Source organism: Curtobacterium herbarum, assembly GCF_016907335.1.
GTDB lineage: Bacteria > Actinomycetota > Actinomycetes > Actinomycetales > Microbacteriaceae > Curtobacterium > Curtobacterium herbarum.
In genome coordinates, this window is sequence record NZ_JAFBBT010000001.1 from 637,708 (window position 1) to 663,970 (window position 26,263).

Genomic DNA, 26,263 nt, shown 5'->3' on the forward strand with positions numbered 1-26,263 from the left:
CAGTAATGTGGAGGCTGTCTCCGCTTCCGAAGATACGGAGACGGTCTCCGTTTGTCAACGACCGCCGTCCGATCCGAGGAGGACCAGTGCGTGCAGACGCCCGCCGGAACCGGGACGCGATCATCGCTGCCGCCCGCTCCGTGTTCGAGAACGACGAGCACCTCCGGTTCGACGACTTCGCGTCCCGAGCAGGAGTGGGGGTCGGCACGCTCTACCGGCACTTCCCGACGCGCGAGTCGCTGGCGGCAGCGGTGTACCAGGGTGAGGTCGAGGCGCTCTGCGGGCAGGCCCGGGACTCCACCCGACCGGCGGGCGAGACCCTCGACCGCTTCGTCCACGCGTTCGTCGACCACGTCGTCGAGAACACCGCACTCGCACGGACCCTGGCGGCCGTCGTCGACGCGGACACCCGGGCTGCGGGCGGCGGCGAACTGGAACGGACGCTCGGGGAGCTGATGGCCCGCGGGGTCGCCGAGGGCACCGTCCGCGACGACGTCACCCCGGGCGCCGTGTTGGTCGCGCTGCACGGCGTCGGGTCGGCGACCGAACGGCCCGGGTGGGCCGCCGAAGCGCAGGTGCTCGCCGACGTCGTCGTACGGGGCCTCACGGCGGACTGACCGCGCAGCAGCGGGCGGTCACGGCCGGGGCCGGCGCGCACTGCCCGGGCCTGTGTTCACTGTCCGGGGATGGCCACCACCCGCTCGTGGTCCCACGGCTCGGTCCACCCGACCAGGTCGAACAGCCCGTCGAGCAGCGTCGCGGTGAAGCCCCACACGACGAACGACCCGGAATCGGCCCGGACGGTGAACGCCGGCCCGCGCCACGTCTGGCCCTCACGACGGAACTCCGTGATGCCGCGGTTCGCCGGGTCGAGCAGGTCGGCGACCGGGGCGCGGAAGACCGCTGCCGACTCGGCGACGTCCACCACCCGGACCGGCGACGGCGCACGCCACCAGCCGAGGACCGGCGTCACCAGGTGCCGCGAGTGGGCGAGCGGCACCGGCGGCGCAGAGCCGAGCACGTCGACGCCCGTCAGGTCCAGGCCGGTCTCCTCACGGGCCTCCCGGAGTGCCGCGGCGACCACGTCCGCGTCACCGGGGTCGACACGTCCACCGGGGAACGCGACCTCGCCGGCGTGGGAGCGCAGGGTGCTGGCGCGGGCGAGCAGGAGCACGTCCAGGTCCCGCGGGACGTCGGCAGATCGTGCCGGACGGTCGCTCGGCACGTCGTCGAGCGGGCCGAACAGCATGAGGACCGCCGCCTGCCGTGGCGTCGGAGCGGACGGCATCCCGGTCACGAGTGGTGCGGCTCCCGGGGCGACGGCGGCCGCGAGCTGATCGCGGGCGGTCACCACGGGTGCCGGTCGGGGCGGACGGACGACGTGCAGGGCGGGACCACCCCGCCAGCCTAGGCATCTCGACCGTTGCCGACAGCGGGGTCGGTGCACGAGACTCGCGTCATGGGGAACCAGGGAACAGGCCGATCCGAGGTCGTGGCCGTCAGCCGCGACCGTGACCACCACTTCAGCAAGCCGGTCGTCGACGAGGTCACGCTCGTCGAGGGCTGGGGCGTCGAGGGTGACGCGCACGCCGGCACCACCGTGCAGCACCGCTCCCGCGTCGCCCGGGACCCGTCGCAGCCGAACCTGCGGCAGGTGCACCTGATCCACGCCGAGCTCTTCGACGAGCTCGAGGCCGCCGGCCACTCCGTCCGGCCCGGGCTGCTCGGCGAGAACGTCACCACGCGCGGGGTCGACCTGCTCGGGCTGCCGACCGGGGCGCTGCTCCACCTGGGGGAGGGCGCCTGCGTGCGGCTCACGGGCCTCCGGAACCCGTGCCAGCAGATCAACGACTTCGAGCCGGGGCTGCTCCGCGAGGTGCTCGGCCGCGCCGCGGACGGGTCGGTCTCGCGGAAGGGCGGCGTGATGGGTGTCGTCGTGGCCGGCGGCGTCGTGCGCCCGGGCGACGCGGTGCGCGTCGAGCTGCCCGCGGGCGAGCTGGAGCCGCTCAGCCCGGTGTGAGCCTCGGCGCGCGGAGGCTGTGCGTTCCCTCACACTGCCGTGCGGGGACGGGAGGATCGTGACCGGCCCCGGGGGTCGGCGAGCCTAGCGTGAAGTGGCCATGACAGCTGAACACCGCAGACCCGTCGAGCCCGATGCGGCTCCCACCGTCGCGCACCACCCGGCCCACCACGCTGAGGCCGCCGACGGATCGAGCCAGCACGACCCCGCCACGAAGCCGGAACAGGCAGTGAAGCCGGACCCCGCAGCCCAGTCCGACCGGGCAGCGCAGCCGGACGGCGACCAGCCGGATCCGAACCGGTGGAAGGCGCTCGTCATCTGCCTGCTCGGCGGTGGCATCGTGCTGCTCGACGTGTCGATCGTCAACGTCGCCCTGCAGTCGATCTCGACCGGCCTGCCGGGCACGACGCCCGAGGCGGTCCAGTGGATCCTCTCCGGGTACGCCCTGTCGTTCGGCCTGCTCCTCGTCCCCGGCGGGCGCCTCGGTGACGCGACCGGACGGCGGCGGATGTTCGTCATCGGCGTCGGCCTGTTCACCCTCGCCAGCGCCCTCTGCGGCTTCGCCCCGAACGGCATCGTCCTGGTGATCGCCCGCCTGGTGCAGGGTCTGGCGGGCGGTCTGCTCACCCCGCAGGTGACCGCGCTCATCCAGCAGCTCTTCCGCGGCCGCGAGCGTGGGAAGGCGTTCGGCCTGTTCGGCGCCACCGTCGGCATCGCGACCGCCATCGGCCCGCTGATCGGCGGCCTGCTCATCACGGCCTTCGGCACCGAGAACGGGTGGCGGTTCGTCTTCTTCGTGAACCTGCCCGTGGGACTCGTCACGATCCTCCTGGCCTTCCGCTACCTGCCGGCGCCCTCGGGTGCCGAGCAGGGGAAGAAGCACGACTTCGACCCGGTCGGGATCGTCCTGCTGGGTGCCGCGGTCGTCGCCCTGCTGCTGCCGTTCGTGCAGTCGCAGGTGTGGAAGGGCAGCACGAAGTGGTGGCTGATCGTCGTCGCCGTCGTGTTCGCCGTCCTGTTCGTGCTGTGGGAGCGTCGGTACCAGCGGACGAAGGAGCCCGTGGTCGACCTGCGACTGTTCCGCCGCCGGTCGTTCTCGCTCGGTGTCGGCCTGGCGACGGTGTACTTCGCCGGCTTCACCCCGCTGTTCTTCGTCCTGACCCTCGCCCTGCAGTCCGGGCTGCACTACTCGGCGCTGACCGCGGGCCTGGCGACCGTGCCGTTCGCGATCGGGTCCGGTGTCGCCTCGACACTGGGTGGCCGGATCGTGCACCGCTTCGGCCGGCAGCTGATCGTCATCGGCACGATCCTGGTGCTCATCGGCCTGGGCGTCGTCGTCTGGGTCGTCGCGAACCACTTCGAGCGGGACCTGGGCTGGTGGCTCGTCCTGCCGTTGCTCGTCAGCGGCATCGGCTCCGGTCTGACGATCTCGCCGAACCAGACCCTCACCCTGTCCGAGGTGCCCGTCGAACAGGGCGGCTCGGCCGGAGGGCTCATCCAGGTCGGCGCGCGCGTCGGCTCGGCGGTCGGGATCGCCGCGGTCGGCAGTGTCTTCTACTCGACGCTCGCCAGCTCGCGCGGCGACTACGCACAGGGCCTGCCGCTCGGGTTGGGCGTGTCCCTCGCGTTCGTCGGCGCCGCGCTGCTCGCCGCGATCGTCGACGTCGTCGTCGGCAAGGTGCGGCACACCGAAGCCTCGGTCTGACACCTCGCCCACCGCGAACATCCGTCCCCGCGGACCGGCCACGGCGTTGGCTGGGACGCGGCAACCACAGGAGGACACATGAGCAAGACCTGGTTCATCACCGGAGCATCCAAGGGCTTCGGCCGCGAGTGGGCGGAAGCCGCACTCGAACGCGGTGACTCCGTCGCCGGCACCGCCCGCAACACCGACGACGTCCAGGACCTCGTCGAGCAGTACCCGGACAGGTTCCTCGGGCTCCGGCTCGACGTCACCGACCGGGCCGCCGACTTCGCCGCGGTGCAGCAGGCTGCCGAGCACTTCGGCTCGCTCGACGTCGTCGTCAACAACGCCGGGTTCGGACACTTCGGCATGGTCGAGGAGCTCACCGAGGACGAACTCCGCGCGCAGCTCGAGACCAACCTGTTCGGCGCGGTCTGGGTCACCCAGGCGGCCCTGCCGATCATGCGCGAGCAGGGCTCGGGGCACGTCATCCAGGTGTCGAGCATCGGCGGCATCAGCGCGTTCCCGACCGTCGGCGCCTACCACGCGTCGAAGTGGGCGCTCGAGGGGCTGTCGCAGTCGCTGTCGCAGGAGGTCGCCGGCTTCGGCATCCACGTCACCCTGATCGAGCCCGGCGGGTTCTCCACCGACTGGTCCGGCCCGTCCTCGAAGCACAGCGAGCAGCTGCCGGCCTACGCCGACGTCCGCGAGGCAGCGTCCAAGCGTCCCTCCGCAGCCGACCCCGGCAAGCCCGAGGCGACCCGGAGCGCGATCCTCCGGGTCGTCGACGCCGACCAGCCGCCGCTGCGCGTCTTCTTCGGCAAGGCGCCGCTCGGCATCGCGGAGAAGGACTACGAGTCCCGCCTCGCGACCTGGCGCGAGTGGCAGCCGGTCGCCGAGGAGGCGCACGGCGCGTAGTCAGCGCCGGGGCAGACGGACCGGAGCAGACGGACCCGGGGCATACGGACGGGAGGCGCGGTGCCAGCTGGCACCGCGCCTCCCGTCCGTCCGTGCGCGGCCGTCAGAACCGGGTCGTGCCCCGCAGCCCCCGCGGCCGCCCGTCGGGGTCGACGGCGAGCTTCGCCGCCGGTGCCGCCCACAGCCGTTGCAGCGCCGACACCGGTTCCGGCTCGTGCCGGCGGATCCGACCCGGCGGCCGGGGTCCGGGCTGGCCGTCCTCGTGCCAGTGGTCGAGCGCTCGGGCGTGCGTGCGCCACAGGGCGAGGAGTTCGGCACCGGTGCCGTCGAGCCGCGGGTCGTCGGGCGTCGTCGCCAGGTGTTCCGCCCACAGTTCGTGCCGCAGGTCGCGGGCGAGCGAGCCGTCGGTGGTGTCGACGACCGCGGCGGTCAGCTCGCTGTCGGTCGTCCACGATCGGCGGTTGAAGTTGTCGGACCCGATCGTGAACCACTCGTCGTCGACGATGCAGACCTTCGCGTGGATGTAGATCGGCCGGCCGGACTCGTGCTCCAGGTCGAAGACGCCGACGCGGTCCGGGGCCGTCCGACGGAGGGTCGTCACCGCGTCGATCTGCCCCAGGCGACTCGGGGGACCGCTCAGCACGCCGTCGGAGTTCGGGTACCGCGGCACCAGGACGATCACCCGCAGCTCGGGGTTCCGTTCCAGGGCCTCGGCGATGCCGGTCGCGACCTGGCGGGACCACAGGTACTGGTCCTCGATGCAGATCAGGGACCGTGCCGTCCGGAACGCCTTGCCGTACGCCCGCGCGATGCTCCGCTCACCCGCCGGCGCGAACGGGAACGGCGGGTGCTTCACTCCGTACGTGCGGAGGAGCTGGACCGCGTGCCCGCCCGCGACCGGCGGGGCGGGGGTCCGCTCCGGCAGCGGCTCGGGGTGGCGGGGCATCCGGACCAGGCGCTGCAGCAGCATCCGGTACGGCAGGCTGCGGTCCAGCGGGTGCGGGTCGTCCCACCGCTCGGCGAACACGGCGAGGACGTCGGCGACGACCGGGCCGCGGAGCTCCATCGACGCGTCGTGCCACGCGGGGCGCTCGCCGTACCGGGAGTCCATCGAGATCGCCTGCGGGTCGCCCTCGTGCCGGGCGTCGTCACGGCGGCTGTGGCACAGGTCGATGCCGCCGACGTAGGCGACGTCCCGCGACGGGTCGTCACGGTGCTGGATGACGAAGAACTTCTGGTGGTGCGAGCCGAAGAGCCGGACGCGCTGGTCGAGCAGGACCTCGCCACCTGCGTCGTTGATCTTGCGTCCGAGCAGCTCGTTCGCCTTCGCGCTGAGGGACGCCGAGATCCGCTCGCCGTGGGAGCGCCAGATGAGGCCGCGGACCTCCACCCCGGCACGTGCCCGGTCGGCCAGCAGGTCGCCGACCGTCGGCCCGTCGGGCGACAGCCGCTCGTCGGCGTCGCCGCGCCAGTCGGTGAACCAGACCCGGTCGCCGGGCCGCAGTGCCGACAGCTCCGCCTCGATGCGGGCGAAGTACGACGCCCCGTGCACCAGCGGACGGACGAGGTTGCCCTCCGACCACGCCGGCCCGTCCCCACCGCCGGCGTGCACCTCGGTCGCGGTGTTGCCGCGTTCGTCGCGGGCGAGGAACCAGTGACGCGCATCGGTGGGCACGGTCGAAGGATACGGGCCGCGCCCGTCCGCGGGACGGCCCGCCCCGCCAGGACTGTGCGGGTCCTCACGCGGCCGGACGGGAGGCCCGTGGCGGGCCCGCACCGCGCCTCCCGTCCGGCGGCGACGCCGCTGGCACCGGCCGTCTCGCGGTTCGCGGACCATCTGAGCAGCCCGTCGGCGGTCCGGGCCAGGATGGCGAGTGCGAGAGGAGCAACCCTGATGAAGACCATCCGGTACGACAACACCGCGATCCTGACCAGCGACGACGTCGCCGACGCCGTCATCGAGTACGCGGCGGCGCTCTCCGGCGGCGACCGGGCCGACACCGTGGCCGTGCCCGCCGTCGCCGAGGACGGGACCATGACGACCACGAAGATCCTCATCGGGCCGACGAGCGAGGTCGTCGTCGAGGACGCCGACGAGGACGCACTCGAGCTCGAGAACGACGAGTTCGTCGCCCGGCTCCGTGCCGCTGCCCGGACGTTCGGGCACGACACCGTCATCCACGCGGACACCCGGTCGGACCTGACCGAGGGCGACGGCGAGACGGGGCCGCCGGCGGCGGAGTGAGCTCGCCGCGTCAGCGGCGGGTGGTGGCGGCCACCGCCTCGGTGATCGTGGCACCCGGGTGCTCTTCCCGGTACTGACGGACGGCGCGGACGTCGACGCCGGCGGCGGCCTCGGGTGGGACCGGGGTGTCGCCGATGACCGGCCTCCGATCCGCCAGCCACAGTGCGGCGAGGGCCGCCACGGCTGCGGGCAGCGGCTCGTCGAGTGCGAGCAGCAGTCCGGCAGTCGCGAGGCCGAGGACGATCAGCGATGGCTTCCGCATGGCTCCCCTCCGGTCGGTGACGACCATCGTGCCGGTGCACGGGCACTGCCGCAAGCGAGCGGGGCGGGCGGGCCGGGCGGGGCGGGCGTTGGCCGGGCCTCCTGGCCGTCGGGCGTCGGCCGTCGGGCGTCCGGCGTCGTCGTCCGTCAGGTGGCGGCTGCCGCCGCTGCGCGCAGGGTCCGCTCCGCGTCGTCGAGGTAGTCGGCCAGCAGGGCCGAGGCGCCGTCCTGGTCCCCGGACCGCAGCGCCGCGACGATCGCCTCGTTGCGCTCGACGAACGCGCCGTGGAACGCTCCCGGGTCCTCCGTGGTGAGGAAGGCGAGTCGCATCTCGGCGAGCAGGGAGTCCATCAGGCCGTGCAGCCGGGTGCTCGGGACGGCGCGGACGAGCTCGGCGTGGAAGCGGATGTCCGCCGTGCCCACCGCCCGCCAGTCGTGCGCTGCCGCGGCGACCCGGGCCTCCGTGACCGCGGCCGAGGCGGCGGCGAGGGCGGGGGAGTCCGGTGTGCAGGCTCGGACGCCGGCCGCTTCGAGCACCCGTCGGGCGGCGTAGAGGTCCGTGACGTCCTCCGCCGAGAGCCGCCGCACGAAGACGCCGCGGTTGAAGACGTGCTCGACGAGCCGGTCGCGCGCGAGCAGCCGGAAGGCCTCGCGCAGGGTGTTCCGCGAGACGCCGAGCTGGTCGCTGAGACGCTCCTCGGACAGCTGCGTCCCCGGCATGAACCCGCCGTCCGCGATCGAGGACCGCAGACGTGCCGCGGTGGACTCTGCGCCGCTGACGGTTCGGGTCATGCCCCGATCCTGGCAGAGGCGACGACCACGGCCCCGTGTGACCGCCGTGTTACAGATCGGGCCGGGGTGTTGAGATTGTTGAACAATGCGGGCCAGACTGTCCCGCATGTTCGTCCTCATCGGCGTCGCCGTCGTGATCATCGGGTTCGCGTTGCGCATCAACGCGCTGCTCGTCGTCACCGTCGCAGGCATCGTCACCGCGGCCATCGGCGGGATCGACCCCGTCGGCATCCTCACCGCGTTCGGCAGTGGCTTCGCGTCCAGCCGCAGCGTCACGACCTTCGCGCTCGTGCTGCCGGTCATCGGGCTCATCGAGCGCTACGGGCTGCAGGACCAGGCGAAGCGCCTCATCGCGAAGCTCGACAAGCTCACGACGGGCCGCATCCTCGCCGGGTACCTGGCCGTGCGGCAGGTCACCGCCGCCGTCGGCCTGACGAGCATCGGCGGTCCCGCGCAGACCGTCCGCCCGCTCGTGCACCCGATGGCCGAGGGCGCGGCGATCAAGAAGTACGGCCGGATCGACGAGCGGATGCGCGAGCAGATCAAGGGCTTCTCGGCGTCGTCCGACACCGTCGGGGTGTTCTTCGGCGAGGACGTCTTCGTCGCGGTCGGGTCGATCCTGCTCATCACGTCCTTCGTGGACGAGACGTACAAGCTGACACTCGAGCCGATCGACCTGGCGCTGTGGGCGATCCCCACCGGCATCGCCGCCCTGCTCGTGCACGGCACCCGGCTGCTGCTGCTCGACCGCAAGCTCGACAAGATGGCGGCCGACGTCCGCCGGACCGAGGGGGTCGTAGCATGATCACCAGCGAGTGGCTCTACTGGCTCATCGGCGCGTTCTTCATCGCCGTCGCCGTGTTCATCATCACCGACCGCACGCACGCCAAGCGCGTCGGCAACGCGGCGTTCTGGGGCATCCTCGGGCTCTCCTTCTTCGCCGGCACCTTCGTCGTCTCCGGTGCGATCCCCGCCTGGGCGCTCGGCATCGCCGTCCTGGTGATGGTGGCGCTCGCCGGACTCGGGTTCACCGGCACCACGAGCCGCACCCGCGTCGCCAGCGTCCCGGGTGCCGGCGTCGGATCGGCGACCGGTCCGGCCGAGCCCACCGCGGTGACCACCCGACCGAGCTCCAGCACGAGCGTCCTCGCGACCACCAGCCCGGACGAGCGCGCGGGCTTCGCGAAGCGGTTCGGCAACCGGCTGTTCATCCCTGCGCTGGTGATCCCCGTCGTCGCGGTGCTCGTCGCCACCCTCGGCCCCCTCGTCCACGTCGGCGGGAAGCCGCTGCTCGCCGAGGGCAGCGCGACCCTGACCGGGCTCGGCATCGGGTCGGTGCTCGCCGTCGTCGTCGCCGTCCTCGTGCTCCGCCCGCCGCGTCTCGACACCCCCGTGCGCGAGGGCGCCCGCCTGCTGCAGGCGATCGGCTGGGCCGCGCTGCTGCCGCAGATGCTCTCGACGCTCGGCATCGTCTTCACCCAGGCCGGGGTCGGGTCCGCCGTCGGCACGATCATCAAGGCCGTCCTGCCCGACGGCTCACTGCTCGCCGCGGTCGTCGTCTACTGCCTCGGCATGGCGCTGTTCACGGTGATCATGGGCAACGCGTTCGCCGCGTTCCCGATCATGACGGCCGCGATCGGTTGGCCGGTGCTGGTGCAGGGCTTCGACGGCAACCCGGCCGCGATCTTCGCGATCGGCATGCTGGCCGGCTTCTGCGGCACCCTGGTCACCCCGATGGCCGCGAACTTCAACCTCGTGCCCGCCGCCCTGCTCGAGATGCGGGACAAGTACGGACCGATCAAGGCACAGATCCCGACCGCCGGGATCCTGCTCGTCGTCAACATGGGAGTGATGTACCTTGTCGCATTCTGACCCCGCCCCCGTCGGGTCGCCGTCGTCGCCGTCGTCGCCGTCGTCGCCAGCGCCAGCGCCGTCGTCGCCGGACCTCGGCCGTGCCGCCTGGGCGCCGGGCTTCGCGGCCGTCGCGCTCGACAACGTCACCCGCGAGTACCCGTACGCCGCGCACCACGCCACCGCGGGTCCGGACGACCGCGCGCTGCCCGTCGAGCTGCACCCCGCCTTCGCGACGTCCTACGACTGGCACTCGTCCGTGCACATGCACTGGCTCGCCACCCGCCTGCTGGCGTTCGGGGTACCGGCCGACCTGGAGGCCCGGATCACCGCGGTCCTGCAGGCTCACCTGACGACGGAGCACCTGGCCATCGAGGCCGCGTACCTCCGCGCGACCCCGCACTACGAGCGCCCGTACGGCTGGGCGTGGCTGATGCGGCTCGCCGCCGAGGTGTCCGCGTCGGAGGTCCCCGCGATCCGCGCACTCGCACCCGGGTTCGTGCCGGTCGTCGACGTGCTCGAGGACCTGGTCACCCGCTGGGTCGACGGCGCCGCGCACCCGGTCCGGCACGGGGCGCACGCGAACTCGGCGTTCGGACTGCTGCTCGTGCTCGACGGTGCCCGGTCACTCGGGCGCGACGACCTGGTGGCGACGGTGTCCCGTGCTGCGCGGGAGTGGTTCGGTGACGACGCCGGATGGCCGTTCGCGTGGGAGCGCAGCGGGCACGACTTCCTGTCCGCCGGGCTCGCCGAGGCCGACCTGATGCGCGCGGTGCTGCCCGCCGCCGAGTTCGGCCCGTGGGCTCGGGCGTTCTTCGCCGAGGTCGCCGCCGGTGACGCGGTCCTCACCCCGACGACGGTCCGCGACGAGAACGACCCGCAGCAGGTGCACCTCTTCGGGCTCGACCTGTCGCGGGCCGGTTCGGCGCGGCGCATCGCGGACGCCCTGCGTGCGGCCGACCCCGAGGACACCGCACTCGCGGACCTGCTGGACGGCGCGGCCGACCGGCTGCTCGCCTCGGGCCTCGAGGCCAGTGTCGGCGAGGAGTACTACTCCACCCACTGGCTGGCGAGCTTTGCCTGGGACGCCATGGAGGCACGCGAGCACGCCTGAACGCCCCGCAAAACGCAACGTCGGCGGTTCCTCGCAGCGGTATTCCGCTGCGCAGCGCCGCCGACGTTGCGTTTTGCGAGGGCTACAGGGAGATCGTGCGGCCGAAGGTCTTCGTGACGGGCGGGGCGGCGAGGACGGCGCCGAGCGCTTCCGCGGCGCCCTCGGGGGTGGCGCGCCAGGCGACGTACGCGTCGTGGTCCTCGGCGGTGGTCCAGCGCTCGAGGACGACCATGCGCGTCGGGTCCTCGTCGTCGACCAGGACCTCGAGTGACTCGTTCCCCTGCCGGGCTGCGGTCTGGGCCAGGGTCTCGCGGATCGCGGCCTCGACCGTGTCGGCTGCGACGTCGTCACGGATCTGGACCTCGAGGAAGACGGTCATCGTCATGGTGTGCACCTTTCGTCGTCGGGCCCCGTCCGCTGACGGTGTCCGGTGACGCCAACCACCGCCGCCGGGTCGTTGTTCCGGCGCCGTGCCCAGCGCGTTCAGCGGACGGTGCGGAAGCGCAGCGTGTCGCCCGGGCGGAGCTGCGCGGCACGGTCGACCGACTCCGGCGTCAGGACGGCCACGACCGGGTACCCGCCGGTGACCGGGTGGTCCGCCAGGAACAGCACCGGGGACCCGGCCGGCGGCACCTGCAGCGACCCGGTCTCGACGCCCTCGCTGGGGAGCTCGCCGGCGACCGCGCGGACCAGGGGAGTGGTGGCGGTGGTGCGGACCCCGACGCGGTCGCTGTCCGGGCTGACGTGGAAATCCTGCCCGGTCAGGGTCGTCCGCCACTCCGGGGTGAACCAGTCGTCACGGGGGCCGGGCACCACGTCGAGCAGCACCGGGTCTCCGGGCCACGGCAGGAGCGGCGGCGGCACCGCATCGACGACCGGCCACAGACCGGCGTCGGGCCCATGCCCGGGCGACCCGATCGGCAGCACGTCCCCGGCGGACAGCGGCTCGGGGCCGAGCTGCGCGAGCGAGTCCCACGACCGGCTGCCGAGCACCGGGTCGACGGCGATGCCGCCACGGACGGCGACGTAGGCGCGGAGCCGGTCCTCGGGCAGCCCGACGTGGAGGGTGTCGCCGGGCTCGAGCAGGAGCACCTCGTACGCGGCGGCCCCGCGCACCCGCCCGTCCGCCCGTTCGATCGACACCGGGCACGGTGCACCGGTGACGGCGGCGACCGTGTGTGCGTCGGTGCGGAGCGTGACGGAGCCGAGGAGGGCCTCCAGGACGGCCGCGTCGGGACGGTTGCCGACCATCCGGTTCGCCAGCGCGGCCGAGCCCCGGTCCGCCGCCCCGGCGGCACCGAGCCCCATGTCGCTGAGGCCGGGACGGCCGAGGTCCTGCGTCGTCACGCCGTACCCGACCTGCACGACGGTCAGGGTGCTCACGACGGGGCCTCGGCGTCGACGAAGCGCAGGCGGACCCCGGCCGGGGCGAGGGCCGGCGGGGTGCGGTCGAGCGACCACATCGGCACGTCGGTCCGCCCGATCAGCTGCCAGCCGCCGGGCGAGGTCCGCGGGTACACCGCGCTGAACTCGCCGGCCAGGGCGACCGCGCCGCTCGGCACCGCGGTGCGCGAGGTGTCGCGGCGCGGCAGGTCGAGCGACGGCGCGGTGCCCGTCAGGTAGCTGAAGCCGGGGGCGAAGCCGCAGAACGCGCTCGTCCACACCTGCCCGGTGTGCCACCCGACGAGGTCGTCGCGGCTCATGCCGGTCAGGGCGCCGACGGCGTCGAGGTCCGCGCCGTCGTAGGTGACCGGGACGACGACGGGGGCGCGCTGCTGGCCGTCGTCGTCGGCGGGACGGGAGGGACGGACCTCGGACAGCAGGGAGCGGACCCGTCCGGCGTCGGTCACGTCGGGGTCGAAGCGGAACAGCAGTGTGCGGGCGCCGGAGACGACCTCGGTCACGCCGGCACCGGTCGCGGCGTCGGTTCCCGTGCCGGCCAGCCCGGCGCGGAACGCCACGACCTCGGCCAGGGAGTCGAAGGTCGCGAGCACCGCCGAGGTGCCGGCCGACCGGAGGTCGAGGCTCACGACGAGGACGCCGCCGAGGACGCGGCCGACGCCGCGGCCGAGGGCGACGCCGGCGCGAACGCCGTGACGTCGATGCCGTGCTCGGTCAGCAGTGCGCGGATCGCCCGGGCCATCGCGACCGCGTCGGGGGAGTCGCCGTGCACGCAGACCGAGTCGGCGCGGACGCTGATGTCGGTGCCGTCGATCGCGGTGGCGACGCCCTGGGTCACCATCCGGAGCACACGGGCCGCGACCTCGTCCGGGTCGTGCAGCACCGAACCCGGCCGGCTGCGCGACACCAGGGAGCCGTCGGGTTCGTAGGCGCGGTCGGCGAACGACTCGCTCACCGCGCGCAGCCCGTGCCGTTCCGCGGCGAGGAGCAGCTCCGACCCGGGCAGGGCCAGGACCGCCAGCGACGGGTCGACGTCCGCCACCGCACGGACGACCGCCTCGGCCGGCACCGGGTCCGCGCAGGCAGTGTTGTAGAGGGCGCCGTGCGGCTTGGCGTAGGTGACGCGTGAGCCGGCGACGTGCGCGGCAGCGGTCAGGGCCCCGAGCTGGTGGACGACGTCGGCGTGGAGCTCGTCCGGGGTGACGTGCACGGGCCGGCGGCCGAAGCCGGCGAGGTCCCGGTAGGCCACGTGCGCCCCGATCGCGACACCCCGCTCGACGGCGGCACGGCAGGTGTCGAGCATGATCGTCGGGTCGCCGGCATGGGCACCGCACGCGATGTTCGCGCTGGACACCACGTCGAGCATCGCGCGGTCGTCGCCCGCGGTCCAGGCACCGAAGCCCTCGCCGAGGTCGCTGTTCAGGTCGATCGTGGGCATGCGGACCTCCTGTCGGGATTGTTCAACAACCTAGCGCGCGCCGCCGACCGTGTCACCGCCGGGCCCCGGCTTCGCCGTAGGGTCGGGAGATGGACGAGCTGACGATCCGGACCACGACCGAGGACGACTGGCAGGAGGTCCGCGCCCTCCGCCTGGCGATGCTCGCGGACACCCCCATCGCGTACGGCGAGCACCGCGCGGACGCCGAGCAGCACGACGAGGCCGAGTGGCGCTCGCGGGGTCGTCGCGGTCAGACCCCGGGCAGCACCTCGCTCGTCGCGATCGATGCCTCGGGCGAGTGGGTCGGGATGATGAACGGCTACGTGCCCGACGCGGCGACCGGCCCGCTGCTGGTCGGCGTGTACGTCGCACCGGGGCACCGCGGTCGGGATGCGGGCGTGGCCGACGCGCTCCTGGACGCCGTGGAACGCTGGGCTGCCGGACACGGGACGACGCTCCGGCTGCACGTGCACGAGGACAATGCTCGAGCCCTCGCCTTCTACGAGCGCCGCGGCTTCGTGCGCACCGGGCACACCGAGCCCTACGCGCTCGACCCGACGCGGGCCGAGATCGAGATGGTCGAGCAGCTCGACGGGGCGACGCCGGCCTGAGCGCCGGAACGACGCGCCGCCCGAGCGACCCGCCTGTCGCCCGAGCGACCCGCCTGCCGGCCGGGAGGCCCGTGGCCAGGCCGCCACGCGCCTCCCGTCCGGCGGCTCCAGCGCGTCGAGCCGGCTCCAGCGTGTGCCGCGCACCCACCAGCCGAGCGCTTCGTCGGTGCCGGTGAGGGTCGGCTTCGTGGTCTCGACCGGCTCGCCCTGCATCGAGAACAACGCCGAGCTGTCCGCCCGAGGCTACCCGGCGACCGAGCCGGACGGCAGCGTGAGCACCTCGGCCCCGTCCTCGGTGATCGCGATGGTGTGCTCGCTGTGCGCGGTCCGGCAGCCGGTCGCGCTGCGGAGTGTCCACCCGTCCGGGTCGGTGACGAGCTCGTCGGTGTCGACCATCACCCACGGCTCGAGCGCCAGGAGGAGCCCCGGCCGCAGGGCGTACCCGCGGCCCGGGCGTCCGTCGTTCGCCACGTGCGGGTCCTGGTGCATCGTCGACCCGATGCCGTGGCCGCCGAACTCCAGGTTGATCGGGTAGCCCGCCTCGCTGAGTACCGTGCCGATCGCGTGCGACAGGTCGCCGAGCCGTGCTCCCGGCCGGGCTGCTGCGATGCCGGCGGCGAGGGCACGTTCGGTCGTCTCGATGAGCGCGACGCTCTCGGCCGGCCGGCTCGGCCCGACGATGAAGCTGATCGCCGAGTCCGCCGCGTACCCGTGGTGCACGACGGCCAGGTCGAGGGTGAGCAGGTCCCCGTCGGCCAGCACGCGGTCATGCGGCAGGCCGTGCAGGACGGCGTCGTTCACCGCGGTGCAGATGTGGTGGCCGAACGGGCCGCGTCCGAACGAGGGCGCGTAGTCGACGTAGCAGGAGGTCGCCCCGGCGGCGCGGATCATCTCGGCTGCCCAGCGGTCGAGGTCGAGCAGGTTCGTGCCGGCCGTCGCCCGCCCGCGCAGGGTGTGCAGGATGTCGGCGACGAGGGTGCCGGCGGCGCGTGCCCGGGGCAGCTCGGTCGCGGTGAGGATCTCGATCATGCGGGCGCTTCTTCCGTCGGGATAGTTGTACCGGTATTACTATCAGACCATGGTCCGTCTCCCGCTCACGCCGCTCGACCTCGAACGCGGACTCCGCCTCGGGCGCGCGCTGCGCTCGGCGCGGGGTGACCGGTCGATGCTCGACGTCGCGCTCACCGCCGGGCTGTCGCCCGAGACGCTTCGGAAGATCGAGACGGGCCGCATCGCCACGCCGGCGTTCTCGACGGTGGCGGCGCTCGCCGGGGTCCTCGGCCTGTCGCTCGACGCACTGTGGGTCGAGATCGACCCGGCATCCGACGCCGGGATCGGCGACACGTCTGGTATCGTTATGGATTCAGAACCAAGGGGGCTGCCCGTCGCGTGAGGTCGACGGACGGCTCGTGTACCACTTGCCGAGTCGGTGCCACCCCCGCGTCCTTCGGTTCGCACCCCTCGTGCCCCTCGCCGCACGGCCCTGTCCGTCGGAGCACGATCCGTGTCGTCCGAAGGAGCTCCCCGTGGGCACAGCCATGCCTCGACCCCGCCGCACCCTGCGCGGCAACCCGATCGCCACCCTCGTCGCCGTGTGCTTCGGCCTGTTCATGGTCGGCCTCGACGCCACCGTGGTCTCGATCGCGAACCCCGCGATCGCCGCCGACCTCGGCACCACCTTCACGCAGCTGCAGTGGATCACCAACGCGTACCTGCTGGCACTGGCCGTCTTCCTGATCCTCGGCGGCAAGCTCGGGGACCGCTTCGGCCGACGCCGGATGTACCTGATCGGGGTCGTCGCGTTCGCGCTGTCCTCGGTCGCCATCGGCCTGGTCGGCAGTGCCACCGGCGTGATCGTGTTCCGCGCCGTGCAGGGCCTCAGCGCCGCGCTGCTCATGCCGCAGACCCTGGCGCTGCTCCGTGCGACCTTCCCGAAGGAGAAGTTCGGCGTCGCCGTCGGTGTCTGGGGCGGGGCGTCCTCGGTCGCCATCGCCGCCGGACCGATCGTCGCCGGGGTCCTCGTCGCGTCGCTCGGCTGGGAGTCGGTGTTCTTCGTGAACGCCCCGATCGCCGTCATCGGCCTGGTGATCGGCGGCCTGGTCCTCCGCGAGTCGACCGCCCCGCACCGCGGACGCTTCGACGTCCCCGGCGTGGTGTTGCTCGCTCTCGGCCTGTTCGGCATCGTCCTCGCCGTCGTGCAGTCCGAGTCGTGGGGCTGGACGAGCCCGCTGACCCTCGGTGTGCTGCTCGCCGGTGTGGTGCTCCTGGTGGTGTTCGTCGTCGTCGAACTGCGGGTCATCGATCCGCTGCTGCCGATGTCGCTGTTCCGGTCCTCGTCGCTGTCGATCGGCGGTCTGGCGGTCGGTGCGAACTTCTTCGCCATGCTCGGCGTGACGTTCTTCCTCTCCCTCTACATGCTCAACCTCCGCGGGGTGACCGGGCTGCAGGCGGGCCTCATGCAGCTGCCGCTGAGCGGTGTCTCGATCATCGCGTCACCGATCGGCGCCGCCCTGGTCGGCAAGCTCGGCATCCGGCGCACCCTGACCATCGGCCTGCTCATGGTCGGCGTCGCCCTGTTCCTGCTCACCGGCACCACCCAGGACTCGCCCTACATCGGCATGGCCATCCCGTTCGTCGTCTTCGCCCTGGGCGCGGGCTTCACGATGACCGCCGGGGCGGAGGCCGTCGTCGGCGGCGCCCCGGTCCAGCTCGCGGGTGTCGCCGGAGGGTTCCAGGCGACCGCACTCCAGCTCGGCGGGGCGCTCGGCACGTCGGTGCTCTCCGCCGTCGTCAGCGCCGGGGTGCTCTCCGGCACGGCGGGCCTCGGGCTGGGCACGGCTGCACGGCAGGGCCTGGTGCAGGGGATCGTGCCGGACGGCCTCGGTGCCGCGGCGTCGGCTGCCGCCCGGGACGCCTTCCTCGGCGGCCTGCACACCGCGTTCGTCGTGGCCGGTGTGGTCGCGGTGGTCGTCGCCGTGCTCGCCGCCGTGTTCGTCCGGACCCGGTCGACGCACGCGCCGGCCGAGGTGCTCGAGGAGACCGTCGAGGCGTCGGCAGGGCACGCCTGAACGAGACGCCGGTCCGGGTGGTGACCGGCTGACGGACGGGAGGCCCGTGGCGGATCCGCCACGGGCCTCCCGTCCGTCCGGGGCAGGCTCCCGCCTGCGAGCCCTGGCCGTTCGACGCGGCGTGCCCGGACGGGGGCTGGTGGGGTGGGCCGAGCACGGGTGAGGCTTGTCCCTTGCGTGCGGAGTGACCGCGCGCGTTGGAGGAACCGTGCCGCAGGACGACCAGCAGCAGACCGACCACCCGGACGACGGGGCCGTCGGGATCGACCGCCGTCGCCTGCTGACCCTGGGACTCGGCGCTGCTGCTGCCCTCGGAGCAGGCAGCGTGGCGGGCCTCCGACCGGCGGCGGCGCACGCGGCGACCGGTCCCACCCTGCTGGCGGCCGACGAGTTCGACGGCCCGGCCGGCAGCGCCCCGAACCCCGCCGTCTGGCGACACGAACTGGGCGGTGGCGGCTGGGGCAACGGCGAGCTCGAGGTCTACACGGACTCGCGGCGGAACTCGGCCCTCGACGGCGACGGGAACCTCGTCATCACCGCGCGGCGAGAAGCCGACGGCTCGTACACCTCGGCGCGGCTCACCTCGCAGGGCACCTACACCGCGCAGTACGGCCGCATCGAGGCGCGCATCAGGATCCCGCGCGGGCAGGGCATCTGGCCGGCCTTCTGGATGCTCGGCGCGGACCTGCCGCAGGTCGGCTGGCCGGCGAGCGGCGAGATCGACGTGATGGAGAACATCGGGCGTGAGCCCGGGGTCGTCCACGGCACCGTCCACGGGCCGGGGTACTCCGGGGCGTCGGGCATCAGCGCCGCGGCGACGCTGCCGAGCGGTGCCTTCGCCGACGAATTCCACGTGTACGGCGTCGACTGGCGGCCGGGTTCGATCAGCTGGACGGTCGACGGCGCGACCTACCGGACCGTCACACCGGCGGACCTGGGCGGCGACCGGTGGGTGTTCGACGGGCCGTTCTTCGTCATCCTGAACGTCGCGGTCGGCGGGGGATGGCCGGGCTCGCCGGACTCGTCGACCCGGTTCCCGCAGGAGATGACCGTGGACTGGCTGCGGGTCTGGCAGAACGCCTGAGCTGACACCGACGCCGCCGCCGACGTCTGGACCCGGGAACAGGTGCGGGCCCCGCAGCCGAAGCCGCGGGGCCCGCACTCGTTCCGCTGGTGGGTCAGCGCACCCGGACCGAGATGGTCGGGCTGGTGCTGCCGGCGACGGTCGAGTTGCCGGCGAAGACGACCTTCAGCTTGTGGGTCCCCTTCTTCAGCGTGAACTTCGTGCTGACGCTGTTGCGCAGGACCTTGACGTTCGCGACGACCTTCTTGCCGTCGTAGATCTTCGCCTTGCCGGTCACGGTGTTGCCGGGTGCGGTGACCCGGACGACGGCCTTGCCCTTGGCGTAGGTCATGGTCGACTTCGAGGTGGCCTTCACGACCGTGACGACGAGCGCGCGGGTGGTCGTCGCGTCCGTGCCGGAGTAGGCCGAGGTGCTGGTGAAGGACGCGGTGACGCTGTGCTTGCCGACGGTGGTGGTGTTCGGCAGCGTGACGGTCGCCGTGTTCCCCGTCACCGGGACGGTGGCGAGCTCCTTGCCCGCCTCCGTGAAGGTGACCGTGCCGCTCTTGTCACCGAGGCCGCCGCCGATCGTGGCGGTGACGGTGACCGGCTTGCTCGTGCCGTACGCCTGCGTCGCGGCCGAGGCCGTGAGCGTCGTGGTGGTCGCCGGCAGGGCCGCGTCGAGTCGGAACTGGTCGACGGTCGAGCCGATCGCCGCCGGGTCGGCCGAAGCCGTCGGCTGGAGGGTGACACCGCAGCTGTCGACCTTGCCGTGCTGGACGGCCGAGTTCAGCGTGGTGCAGTCACCGGCGCGGACGGTCGTGACGGCGAGGTTGTCGTCCGTGACGCCGACCTTGACGTAGGTGCGGACGTGCTCCTGGTTCTCGACCGAGTTGGCGAAGTGACGCTGGCCGGTCGGGTCGAGCGGGTCGGCTCCGTAGCTGCCCTGCGTCGCGTCCGGCGTGGTCAGGTCGTAGTACTTCGAGCCCGACGCGGAGTTGGCGGTCAGGTAGATGACGCCACCGGGGCCGGCGAAGACCTCGTCAGCGCCCGGCTGCTCGGCCGGGTTGGCCTTCTGGCCGTTCTTGATCGCGTAGCTGCGCGAGTAGGAGTGGTCGTGGCCCTGCAGGACGATGTCGACGCCCATGTCGGAGAACGCACGCGTGAAGTCGAACCGGCGCTGCTGGTTGTCCTTGTCGTTCGCGTGGTCGGCCGGCGAGTAGATCGAGTGGTGGTAGACCAGCGCGGTCCACTTCGCGTCGTCACCGTGGCGGGTGATCACGTCGCGGACGTAGTTGACGTGCGCTGCGTCCGAGCCGCCCGCGTAGGCGTTCGAGTTGATGTCGATGAACAGGACGCCCTTGTACATGTACCAGTAGTCGCCACCCGAGTTCGTGGCGGTGTTGCCACCCGGGTAGAAGTCCGGCACCTTGAGCGAGTTCGGCAGCTGGTTGTGCTGCTCGTACGACTTGCCACCGACGTCGTGGTTGCCGATCGTGGAGGCCCACGGGTAGCGCTTCAGCACGTCGCTGCTGTCGGCGAACGCGCCCCACTGGTACTCGTTGTTGGCGTTCTCGACCTGGTCGCCGCCGGACACGAGGAGCTCGGCGTTCTTCTCCTTGGTCGTGGCGTACTGCAGGGTGTCGGCCCAGCCGGCACCGTCGTCGTCGACGAAGCCCGACGACCCGATCTGCGGGTCACCGAAGAACAGGAAGTCGAAGTCGCCGCTGAAGCTCTTCGTGGTGAAGGTGTACGCCGTCGACCAGGCCGAACCGTCCGCTGCACCCACGTGGTACGTGTACGTGGTGTTCGGCTCGAGGCCGTCGATGACCGCGTGCGCGTTGGCGTAGCCGGCTTCGTTGGTGATGCCCGGGATCGCCTTGGTGCTGCTGTCGGTGGTGCTCGTGTCGGCAGCGGTGTTGGCGGTCGCGGATGCGGCGATGGTCTTCTTCGCGTCGGTGAAGACGCCGCCGGTCATCGAGTCGGTCTTCTGGATCTCGACCGACTGGGCGACGTTCGCGGGGAAGTACCACGAGGCGATGCGCTGGCTCTCGGTCGCGCCGACGCCGAGCAGGATGTGGATCGGGCCACCGGTCGAGATGTTCGTCGTCGGCGTGGTGGTCGCCGCGTTCGCGGAGCCGGTGCCGACGAGGCAGGCACCCGCGATGAGCGCGGCGCCGATGACGGCCCCGCTGACGCGGAGGGTGGTGGTTCTGCGCCGGGAGGGGGCGCCGGACAGGAGACTCATGTGGTTCCGTTCTCAGGGAGAGGGATGGTGCAGCAGACAGACTCTGCATCCCCTCGGTAGATCGTGAGTAAACGCTGAGTGTCCATACGGATTGGGGTCGGCGGGCGGTATAGCCCGCCGGCTCGTCAGCCCGCGGCCAAGCGCTGCACGAACCAGATCATCCCCATCACGAACACCCCGGCCGTCACGATGCCGGTCACCCAGAGCGACACCCGGTGGGCCTTCCGGCGCAGCAGGGACAGCGGCGGGAACACGATCACGATGATCGCCAGCTGCACGGCCTCGATGCCGACGTTGAAGATGAGCAGCGAGACGAGCAGCTGCCACGAGAACGCCTCGTGGATCCCGAGGGCCCCGGCGAACCCGAGCCCGTGGATGAGCCCGAACGCGAACACCACGGCCAGGCGGGACCACCCGGACCGGTCCAGCGCGAACCGGCCGTGGTCGGTCAGGACCAGCTCGTCCGCCCGCGACCGTCGGGTCGCCAGGCGCCACAGGTACCAGCCGGCGACCGCGGCGATGGACAGGGCGATGAGCGGCTCGACCACGATCGACGGCGGGCTGACGACCCCGAGCGCCGCCAGGATGAACGTGATCGAGTGCGCGATCGTGAACGCCGACGCCGTGTACACGACCTCGCGCAGCCGTCGGGACCCCGCGATCAACGCGATGAGGAACAGGATGTGGTCGATCCCGGTCAGCAGGTGCTCCGCCCCGAGGGCGAAGAACTCCCAGAACCGCTGCCCCGCCGACTGCTCGGTCGAGAAGGTCGGCTGGGACGCGTCGAGGGTCGCCGTGCCGTCCTTGCCGTCGACGTCGTAGGTGACGATCGTCTTCGTGTCCTTCACGAACGTCTCGCTGTCCGGGAAGAGCCGCGACTCCACCACGTGGCCCGGGTCGGTCCGCCCGGGCGCCGGGCACGCGAAGTCCGCGACGACCTCGGCGTAGGGGACCTCGTCCTGCACGTCGACCCGCAGGGAGTCCCGCAGGGTGCCGGTGCACTCCTTCCCGCCCGACGTCACCGAGAACCGGTCGAACAGGTACTTGCTGATCGAGTCGTGGTGCGCTTCGGCCGCCGTGACCATGCCCGGGTAGTCGCCGGCGTCCCACGCCGCCTGGCCCTGCCGGTACAGCCGGTCGTCGTGCTCGCTCGTCCCCACCGACACGAGCATCAGGTCGTACTCCAGGCCGAGCCGGGCCTGCACCACGGTCGATCCCTTCCCGCTGACGTCCGCGTAGACGACGGAGCTGAACCCGTGGGCGCTCGCCGCGGACACCCCGGTCAGCAGGCTCACGACGACCGTGCCGACGAGCACCAGCAGGGCGACCAGTCGCGTGGCGACCCGGCAGAGCATGGGAGGAGCGAGGAGGGCGGACCCGCTGCGAGCGGGACGGGTGGTTCGGTGCATCACCGGGCTGACCATCCCGGCCGAGAGCGACGCGCAGGCGAACAGCAGGTGTCGAACAGCTGGACGGGCTCTGGACAGCGGGCCGCAGTGGACCGGCGCGCCCGCGGGCTGTGCTTGCATGGCGTCTCGTGATCCGTCTGACCCGTCGCGCCACCACCGTCCTCGCTACCGCCGCCCTGGTGGCGGCCGGTACGGTCCTCGTCGCCGGGTGCTCGACCGGGTCGGGACAGACGGGGCAGACGGGCCGGACGGCCGAGGCCGAGCAGGCCACGGGCCTCCAGACCGGTCCCGCGGACACGGCCGTGCCGACCGACGCGCCCACCCCGCTGCGTGGCAGGGGCTCGCTCGGCACCGGGTTCGTCGACGCCGACTCGCCGCCCGCACCCGAGGCCACCGTCAGCCCGGCACCGCACTCGTGGGACGACGTCGCGCCGCCGTCCGGGTACCGCGTCGTGCTGCTCTCGCCGGGGAAGCCGAGCGCGCAGACCGAGACCCTCGTCGACGCCGTCGACGCATGGGCACAGGCCGAGGACGTCACCGTCGTCCCGATCGTCGCGGACAGCGCCGACGACCGCCTGCCGTCGGTCGCCGCCGCGATCGGCAAGCGTGCCGACCTGGTGATCAGCGTCGGCGACGAGATGGTCGACCCGATCGCCGCGATCTCACCCTCCGCGCTGCACCAGCAGTTCCTCGTGCTCGGCGCCGAGATCGCCGAACCGACCGCCAACGTCACCGCGGCGGACTGGACCGGCGCGGGCTTCCGCGGCGAGGGGCTCGGCACCGCGGACCACCACGACCCGTCCACGTTCACCGACGAGCGGGCCGGCCGGGCCCTGCGTGCCGGGGTCGCCGCGCTGCTGAACGGGTACAACGGCATCGTCGTCTGGGTTGCCTGACCCCCGTTCACGGGCACGCAATCGGGATCGTCCGTGCGCCGTCCCGCCGGGCACGACGTATCCTCGATGACGGAAGCAACGTCGGTTCCGGCCAAGCCCCGAGCGTCTCACCCACGCCGAGGCAGACACTCGCGACCCTGAGCTCCTCGTGACTGAACACATCATCGAATTCGTCGCTCGTGACCGCACGGGCATCACCACCGTGGTGACCGCCAACGGCGTGACCGACGCGGACACCGTCATCCAGGCGATCACGGCCGGCCACTCCGGCTACGCGGTCGCCGCCTCCGGCACGCGCCCGGCACCGGTCCGCAGCCTCATGGCGCTCGGCACGCCCTACCTGTTCGCGAACTGGGACGGGTCGAAGCGCAACAACCTGCACGACCTCGCGTTCACGGCGCCGATCCGGACCCTGCCGCCGACTCCGCCCGCGGGCGTGCGGCTCCGGATGGCGATCGTCGCGACACTCACGTCGCTCTTCGGCCGGGACCACCACCGGGTCTGAGCCGCGGTGCGGCTGGCCGGCCCGCCGGCGGCGGACGCCGGCGTCGGTCGGAGACGCCGCCGAGCCCGTTCAGCGTCTCGGCGCCGCGGCGGCCGTGTCTGCGCGCGCGACCGCGCTGACGGACGGGAGGCCCGGACCCGGTGAGCGGTCTGCTCACGTGGTCCGGGCCTCCCGTCTGGTGCGGCCGCGCCGGCGCACGACGCCGGCGTCAGTGCGAGACGCCGCCGAACCCGTGAGACGCCGCCGAACCTGGCGGCGTCTCGCGCGGCGCGCGGCGTCTCGGCGAGATGGGCGCGTTCAGCGGGTCAGCGCGTGACCTGGTCGGGGTCGTCGACACCCGCCGACGACGCTGGCGTCAGTCCGAGACGCCGCCGAGCCCGCGCGACGCCGCCGAACCTGGCGGCGTCTCGCGCGGCGCGCGGCGTCTCGGCGAGACGGACCCGTCAGCAGGTCAGCGCGTGACCTGGTCGAAGTCGTCGACACCCGCCGCGAGGGCGGCCGCGCGGCGTGCGCGCATCGACGGCGCCGCGAGGGCCGCGACCACCGCGAGGACCGCCACCCCCGTGCACGCCCAGAAGCCGATCGCGAACGCGTCGTCGGTCGGCAGGCCCTGCGGGGTGCTGTGCGAGGTGATGAGTGCGGCGATCACGGCGGTGCCGACGCTCGAGCCGATGGTCCGGACGACGGTGTTCGCGCTGATCGCCTCGCCGGTCTGGTTCGCCGGAACGCTCTCGATGATGGCGTTCGAGCAGGCGGCCAGCGCCATGCCGATCCCGATGCCGGTGAGGATCCCGGACACCACGATCTCGGCGATCGCAGCGTGCGAGACCGCTGGGATCACGAACGCGGCGACGATGGCCACACCACCGATGAGCATCGGCGGCTTCGGTCCGACCGTGCGGACCAGGATGCCGGCGATCGGGCCCGCGATGACCATCATCACGACGGTCGGCAGCAGGAAGAGTCCGGCCTGGGTGACGTCCTTGCCGAAGCCGTACCCGGTCGCGGCGGGCAGCTGCAGGATCGTCGGGACGAGGACGAACGTGCCGAACATCGCGAAGCCGAAGACGAGGGCGACGACGTGGGCGGTCCAGACACCGCGGACGGCGAAGAGCCGCACGTCGATGAGGGGCTCGGCGACGCGGAGTTCGACGAACACGAAGGCGACGAGCGCGACGGCGCCGAGGACGAGCAGGCCGACGGTCTTCACGTCGCCCCAGCCCCAGGTCTGGCCCTCGCTGACGGCGAGCAGGATCGCGACGAGCGACACGGCGAGGACGGCGGTGCCGGCGACGTCGAGGCGCCCGGGCTTTCGCACCGGTGACTCCGGCATGCCGAAGACGGCGCCGAGTAGGGCGACCACGACCAGGCCGGCGGGCAGCCAGAACAGCCAGTGCCAGGACAGGTGCTCGACGATCGGACCGGCGGCGACGATGCCGACACCCGCGCCGATGCCGAAGATGGCGGAGAGCAGCCCGATGGTGACGCTCACCTTCTCCTTCGGCAGTTCGTCGCGGACGATGCCGATGGAGAGCGGCATCACCGCGCCCGCGGCGCCCTGCAGGGCGCGCGCCACGATGAGGACGCCGAGGTTCGGGGCCAGGGCGGCGAGGACCGCGCCGGCCAGGAGGATGGTGAGGACCACGATGAGCACCTTGCGCTTGCCGACCATGTCACCCAGGCGACCGAGGATCGGGGTGAGCACCGACGCCGAGAGCAGGTAGGCCGTGAGGACCCAGCTGGCGGCGCTGGTCGAGGCCCCGAGGTCCTGGCCGATCGTGGCGAGCGCGGGGGCGACGAGGGACTGCAGGACCGCGAACGACAGGCCACCCAGGGACAGGTAGACGATGATCGCGGTGCTGTTCGGGCGGCGGCCGTGCTCGGCGGTCGGGGTGGAGCCCGTGCGGGGGCTCGCGGTGGCGGTGGACATCGTGCTCCGTCTGGTCGGATCGGGTGTGTTCGGGGTGGGGGACCGACGACGCTGTCGATGTCAACAACTGCTGACTTGACGAGGGTACGCGTTCTGGAAGTGATGTCAACACCTGATTACATCGACCTCGGGCGATCGGGTGCGCCCGCTACGCTCGGGCCATGAGCAAGGACGCCGCCGCCACCCGCCTGGCCCTCGTGCAGGCCGCTCGGCGTCGCTTCGCCTTCGACGGCTACCGGGCCACGACGGTGCGGGACATCGCCGCCGACGCCGGGGTGAACGTCGCGCTCATCAACCGGTACTTCGGGTCGAAGGAGGGGCTGTTCCGCGCGTGCCTCGACCGCGCCACACCCGAGCAGGAGGTCGCACCGTCGGGATCGGACCTCGAGCGCGTGCTCGGCGGGCTCATCCGGCACATCATCCGGTCGCCGACGGACGAGGACTCGATGCAGCTGCTCCTGCTGCTCCGGGGCTCCGGGGACGAGGCCGTGGACCGCATCCGCCGGGACACCCTCCGCGGGTACGCCGAACGGCTCGCCGGTGCCGCGCGTGCCGGCCGTACCGGCGGCTCGTCCCAGGATGACGACGACCTGCTCGTCCGCGCCGAAATCGCCCTGTCCGTGGTGCTCGGCATGACGATGCTCCGGACCTCGACGAGGGTGGAACCGCTGGCGTCCGCCGACGTCGAGGCGGTGGCCGCGCCGCTCGAGGACGCGCTCCGGGCACTGCTCGGCGGCGGGCGGGGCTGACGCAGGCCGATCGGGGTCGCCCTGCGCTGCGCCGGTCGGAGCCGGATCGGCGTTGGATGG

At 72.7% G+C, this 26,263-nt stretch carries 27 protein-coding genes; 15 read left to right on the forward strand and 12 right to left on the reverse strand.

What is annotated here, in order from left to right:
* Positions 1 to 86 precede the first annotated feature (86 nt).
* Positions 87 to 617, forward strand: coding sequence for a TetR/AcrR family transcriptional regulator (locus JOD51_RS03125; protein ID WP_259559158.1), 531 nt, complete (start codon positions 87 to 89; stop codon positions 615 to 617).
* Positions 618 to 673: 56 nt separating this feature from the next.
* Here JOD51_RS03125 and JOD51_RS03130 read toward each other — a convergent pair whose 3' ends face one another.
* Positions 674 to 1,351, reverse strand: a complete 678-nt coding sequence (locus JOD51_RS03130; protein WP_372377571.1) for an NUDIX hydrolase — start codon at positions 1,349 to 1,351, stop codon at positions 674 to 676.
* Between the two features lie 108 nt (positions 1,352 to 1,459).
* Between JOD51_RS03130 and JOD51_RS03135 the strand changes: the two genes are divergently transcribed.
* The 3 genes from JOD51_RS03135 to JOD51_RS03145 all read left to right on the forward strand — a co-directional run bounded on the left by JOD51_RS03135 (position 1,460) and on the right by JOD51_RS03145 (position 4,622).
* Positions 1,460 to 2,020 (forward strand): MOSC domain-containing protein, encoded by a 561-nt coding sequence (locus tag JOD51_RS03135; RefSeq protein WP_204606993.1) that lies wholly within the window; start codon positions 1,460 to 1,462, stop codon positions 2,018 to 2,020.
* A gap of 100 nt (positions 2,021 to 2,120) precedes the next feature.
* Positions 2,121 to 3,725, forward strand: a complete 1,605-nt coding sequence (locus JOD51_RS03140) for an MFS transporter (RefSeq protein WP_204606994.1) — start codon at positions 2,121 to 2,123, stop codon at positions 3,723 to 3,725.
* Between the two features lie 78 nt (positions 3,726 to 3,803).
* Positions 3,804 to 4,622, forward strand: coding sequence for an SDR family oxidoreductase (locus tag JOD51_RS03145; protein ID WP_204606995.1), 819 nt, complete (start codon positions 3,804 to 3,806; stop codon positions 4,620 to 4,622).
* A gap of 103 nt (positions 4,623 to 4,725) precedes the next feature.
* Here the strand turns inward: JOD51_RS03145 and JOD51_RS03150 are convergent, their stop codons facing one another.
* Positions 4,726 to 6,297, reverse strand: a complete 1,572-nt coding sequence (locus tag JOD51_RS03150; RefSeq protein WP_204606996.1) for a phospholipase D-like domain-containing protein — start codon at positions 6,295 to 6,297, stop codon at positions 4,726 to 4,728.
* Positions 6,298 to 6,516: 219 nt separating this feature from the next.
* Between JOD51_RS03150 and JOD51_RS03155 the strand changes: the two genes are divergently transcribed.
* Complete coding sequence (locus tag JOD51_RS03155) at positions 6,517 to 6,867, forward strand: hypothetical protein (protein ID WP_204606997.1); 351 nt, start codon at positions 6,517 to 6,519, stop codon at positions 6,865 to 6,867.
* A 10-nt stretch (positions 6,868 to 6,877) separates the two neighbouring features.
* Here JOD51_RS03155 and JOD51_RS03160 read toward each other — a convergent pair whose 3' ends face one another.
* Positions 6,878 to 7,129 carry a hypothetical protein gene (locus tag JOD51_RS03160; RefSeq protein ID WP_204606998.1) on the reverse strand — a complete coding sequence of 84 codons (252 nt, stop codon included), beginning with the start codon at positions 7,127 to 7,129 and terminating at the stop codon, positions 6,878 to 6,880.
* Between the two features lie 146 nt (positions 7,130 to 7,275).
* A complete protein-coding gene (locus tag JOD51_RS03165) occupies positions 7,276 to 7,920 on the reverse strand; it encodes a GntR family transcriptional regulator (RefSeq protein ID WP_204606999.1) in 645 nt (214 codons plus the stop codon).
* Positions 7,921 to 8,026: 106 nt separating this feature from the next.
* On the opposite strand from JOD51_RS03165, the gene JOD51_RS03170 reads away from it, so the two are divergent.
* The 3 genes from JOD51_RS03170 to JOD51_RS03180 are packed head-to-tail and all read left to right on the forward strand — an operon-like array spanning position 8,027 to position 10,885.
* Positions 8,027 to 8,725: a DUF969 domain-containing protein gene (locus JOD51_RS03170; RefSeq protein ID WP_204607000.1), complete on the forward strand. Its 699-nt coding sequence runs from the start codon at positions 8,027 to 8,029 to the stop codon at positions 8,723 to 8,725.
* Positions 8,722 to 9,792 (forward strand): DUF979 domain-containing protein, encoded by a 1,071-nt coding sequence (locus tag JOD51_RS03175; protein ID WP_204607001.1) that lies wholly within the window; start codon positions 8,722 to 8,724, stop codon positions 9,790 to 9,792. Before JOD51_RS03170 ends, JOD51_RS03175 begins: the two co-directional genes overlap by 4 nt.
* On the forward strand, positions 9,779 to 10,885 hold the full coding sequence (locus JOD51_RS03180) for a DUF2891 family protein (protein ID WP_204607002.1): 1,107 nt from the start codon (positions 9,779 to 9,781) through the stop codon (positions 10,883 to 10,885). The genes JOD51_RS03175 and JOD51_RS03180 overlap by 14 nt, the downstream gene beginning before the upstream one ends.
* A gap of 82 nt (positions 10,886 to 10,967) precedes the next feature.
* On the opposite strand, the gene JOD51_RS03185 is transcribed toward JOD51_RS03180, so the two are convergent.
* The 4 genes from JOD51_RS03185 to JOD51_RS03200 form a co-directional block, all read right to left on the reverse strand.
* Positions 10,968 to 11,270: a putative quinol monooxygenase gene (locus tag JOD51_RS03185; RefSeq protein ID WP_204607003.1), complete on the reverse strand. Its 303-nt coding sequence runs from the start codon at positions 11,268 to 11,270 to the stop codon at positions 10,968 to 10,970.
* Positions 11,271 to 11,368: 98 nt separating this feature from the next.
* A complete protein-coding gene (locus JOD51_RS03190; protein ID WP_204607004.1) occupies positions 11,369 to 12,268 on the reverse strand; it encodes a 5-oxoprolinase subunit C family protein in 900 nt (299 codons plus the stop codon).
* Complete coding sequence (locus tag JOD51_RS03195) at positions 12,265 to 12,915, reverse strand: 5-oxoprolinase subunit B family protein (RefSeq protein WP_204607005.1); 651 nt, start codon at positions 12,913 to 12,915, stop codon at positions 12,265 to 12,267. The genes JOD51_RS03190 and JOD51_RS03195 overlap by 4 nt, the downstream gene beginning before the upstream one ends.
* A complete protein-coding gene (locus JOD51_RS03200; RefSeq protein ID WP_204607006.1) occupies positions 12,912 to 13,724 on the reverse strand; it encodes a LamB/YcsF family protein in 813 nt (270 codons plus the stop codon). The genes JOD51_RS03195 and JOD51_RS03200 overlap by 4 nt, the downstream gene beginning before the upstream one ends.
* Before the next feature lie 89 nt (positions 13,725 to 13,813).
* Between JOD51_RS03200 and JOD51_RS03205 the strand changes: the two genes are divergently transcribed.
* The gene (locus tag JOD51_RS03205; protein WP_204607007.1) at positions 13,814 to 14,335 is read left to right on the forward strand and encodes a GNAT family N-acetyltransferase; all 522 of its coding nucleotides are present in this window, start codon (positions 13,814 to 13,816) and stop codon (positions 14,333 to 14,335) included.
* A 243-nt stretch (positions 14,336 to 14,578) separates the two neighbouring features.
* On the opposite strand, the gene map is transcribed toward JOD51_RS03205, so the two are convergent.
* The gene (map, locus tag JOD51_RS03210; RefSeq protein WP_204607008.1) at positions 14,579 to 15,364 is read right to left on the reverse strand and encodes a type I methionyl aminopeptidase; all 786 of its coding nucleotides are present in this window, start codon (positions 15,362 to 15,364) and stop codon (positions 14,579 to 14,581) included.
* Between the two features lie 49 nt (positions 15,365 to 15,413).
* On the opposite strand from map, the gene JOD51_RS03215 reads away from it, so the two are divergent.
* The 3 genes from JOD51_RS03215 to JOD51_RS03225 all read left to right on the forward strand — a co-directional run bounded on the left by JOD51_RS03215 (position 15,414) and on the right by JOD51_RS03225 (position 18,487).
* Entirely contained in the window at positions 15,414 to 15,728 is a 315-nt protein-coding gene (locus JOD51_RS03215) for a helix-turn-helix domain-containing protein (protein ID WP_204607009.1), read from the forward strand.
* Between the two features lie 133 nt (positions 15,729 to 15,861).
* Positions 15,862 to 17,403 carry an MFS transporter gene (locus JOD51_RS03220; protein WP_204607010.1) on the forward strand — a complete coding sequence of 514 codons (1,542 nt, stop codon included), beginning with the start codon at positions 15,862 to 15,864 and terminating at the stop codon, positions 17,401 to 17,403.
* A 208-nt stretch (positions 17,404 to 17,611) separates the two neighbouring features.
* Positions 17,612 to 18,487, forward strand: coding sequence for a glycoside hydrolase family 16 protein (locus tag JOD51_RS03225; protein ID WP_259559176.1), 876 nt, complete (start codon positions 17,612 to 17,614; stop codon positions 18,485 to 18,487).
* Positions 18,488 to 18,581: 94 nt separating this feature from the next.
* Here the strand turns inward: JOD51_RS03225 and JOD51_RS03230 are convergent, their stop codons facing one another.
* Entirely contained in the window at positions 18,582 to 20,714 is a 2,133-nt protein-coding gene (locus tag JOD51_RS03230) for a fibronectin type III domain-containing protein (RefSeq protein WP_204607011.1), read from the reverse strand.
* A gap of 125 nt (positions 20,715 to 20,839) precedes the next feature.
* Entirely contained in the window at positions 20,840 to 22,123 is a 1,284-nt protein-coding gene (locus JOD51_RS03235; RefSeq protein ID WP_239539757.1) for a HupE/UreJ family protein, read from the reverse strand.
* 128 nt (positions 22,124 to 22,251) lie between these two features.
* Between JOD51_RS03235 and JOD51_RS03240 the strand changes: the two genes are divergently transcribed.
* Together JOD51_RS03240 and JOD51_RS03245 are read left to right on the forward strand one after the other, a co-directional pair.
* On the forward strand, positions 22,252 to 23,019 hold the full coding sequence (locus JOD51_RS03240; RefSeq protein ID WP_204607012.1) for a type 1 periplasmic-binding domain-containing protein: 768 nt from the start codon (positions 22,252 to 22,254) through the stop codon (positions 23,017 to 23,019).
* A gap of 148 nt (positions 23,020 to 23,167) precedes the next feature.
* Complete coding sequence (locus tag JOD51_RS03245) at positions 23,168 to 23,524, forward strand: hypothetical protein (RefSeq protein WP_204607013.1); 357 nt, start codon at positions 23,168 to 23,170, stop codon at positions 23,522 to 23,524.
* 451 nt (positions 23,525 to 23,975) lie between these two features.
* Here JOD51_RS03245 and JOD51_RS03250 read toward each other — a convergent pair whose 3' ends face one another.
* Positions 23,976 to 25,454 (reverse strand): MFS transporter, encoded by a 1,479-nt coding sequence (locus JOD51_RS03250; RefSeq protein WP_204607014.1) that lies wholly within the window; start codon positions 25,452 to 25,454, stop codon positions 23,976 to 23,978.
* Positions 25,455 to 25,615: 161 nt separating this feature from the next.
* On the opposite strand from JOD51_RS03250, the gene JOD51_RS17295 reads away from it, so the two are divergent.
* A complete protein-coding gene (locus JOD51_RS17295) occupies positions 25,616 to 26,203 on the forward strand; it encodes a TetR/AcrR family transcriptional regulator (protein ID WP_204607015.1) in 588 nt (195 codons plus the stop codon).
* The last annotated feature ends 60 nt before the right edge of the window (positions 26,204 to 26,263 follow it).

Excerpts from the sequence above, each read along its gene's own strand:
- JOD51_RS03215 (WP_204607009.1), top strand. The coding sequence starts at position 15,414 with ATGGTCCGTCTCCCGCTCACGCCGCTCGACCTCGAACGCGGACTCCGC.
- JOD51_RS03235 (WP_239539757.1), bottom strand. The coding sequence starts at position 22,123 with ATGCACCGAACCACCCGTCCCGCTCGCAGCGGGTCCGCCCTCCTCGCT.
- JOD51_RS03205 (WP_204607007.1), top strand. The coding sequence starts at position 13,814 with ATGGACGAGCTGACGATCCGGACCACGACCGAGGACGACTGGCAGGAG.
- JOD51_RS03170 (WP_204607000.1), top strand. The coding sequence starts at position 8,027 with ATGTTCGTCCTCATCGGCGTCGCCGTCGTGATCATCGGGTTCGCGTTG.
- JOD51_RS03185 (WP_204607003.1), bottom strand. The coding sequence starts at position 11,270 with ATGACGATGACCGTCTTCCTCGAGGTCCAGATCCGTGACGACGTCGCA.
- JOD51_RS03140 (WP_204606994.1), top strand. The coding sequence starts at position 2,121 with ATGACAGCTGAACACCGCAGACCCGTCGAGCCCGATGCGGCTCCCACC.
- JOD51_RS03200 (WP_204607006.1), bottom strand. The coding sequence starts at position 13,724 with ATGCCCACGATCGACCTGAACAGCGACCTCGGCGAGGGCTTCGGTGCC.
- JOD51_RS17295 (WP_204607015.1), top strand. The coding sequence starts at position 25,616 with ATGAGCAAGGACGCCGCCGCCACCCGCCTGGCCCTCGTGCAGGCCGCT.
- JOD51_RS03250 (WP_204607014.1), bottom strand. The coding sequence starts at position 25,454 with ATGTCCACCGCCACCGCGAGCCCCCGCACGGGCTCCACCCCGACCGCC.
- map (WP_204607008.1), bottom strand. The coding sequence starts at position 15,364 with ATGATCGAGATCCTCACCGCGACCGAGCTGCCCCGGGCACGCGCCGCC.
- JOD51_RS03230 (WP_204607011.1), bottom strand. The coding sequence starts at position 20,714 with ATGAGTCTCCTGTCCGGCGCCCCCTCCCGGCGCAGAACCACCACCCTC.
- JOD51_RS03165 (WP_204606999.1), bottom strand. The coding sequence starts at position 7,920 with ATGACCCGAACCGTCAGCGGCGCAGAGTCCACCGCGGCACGTCTGCGG.
- JOD51_RS03145 (WP_204606995.1), top strand. The coding sequence starts at position 3,804 with ATGAGCAAGACCTGGTTCATCACCGGAGCATCCAAGGGCTTCGGCCGC.
- JOD51_RS03175 (WP_204607001.1), top strand. The coding sequence starts at position 8,722 with ATGATCACCAGCGAGTGGCTCTACTGGCTCATCGGCGCGTTCTTCATC.
- JOD51_RS03155 (WP_204606997.1), top strand. The coding sequence starts at position 6,517 with ATGAAGACCATCCGGTACGACAACACCGCGATCCTGACCAGCGACGAC.
- JOD51_RS03135 (WP_204606993.1), top strand. The coding sequence starts at position 1,460 with ATGGGGAACCAGGGAACAGGCCGATCCGAGGTCGTGGCCGTCAGCCGC.
- JOD51_RS03160 (WP_204606998.1), bottom strand. The coding sequence starts at position 7,129 with ATGCGGAAGCCATCGCTGATCGTCCTCGGCCTCGCGACTGCCGGACTG.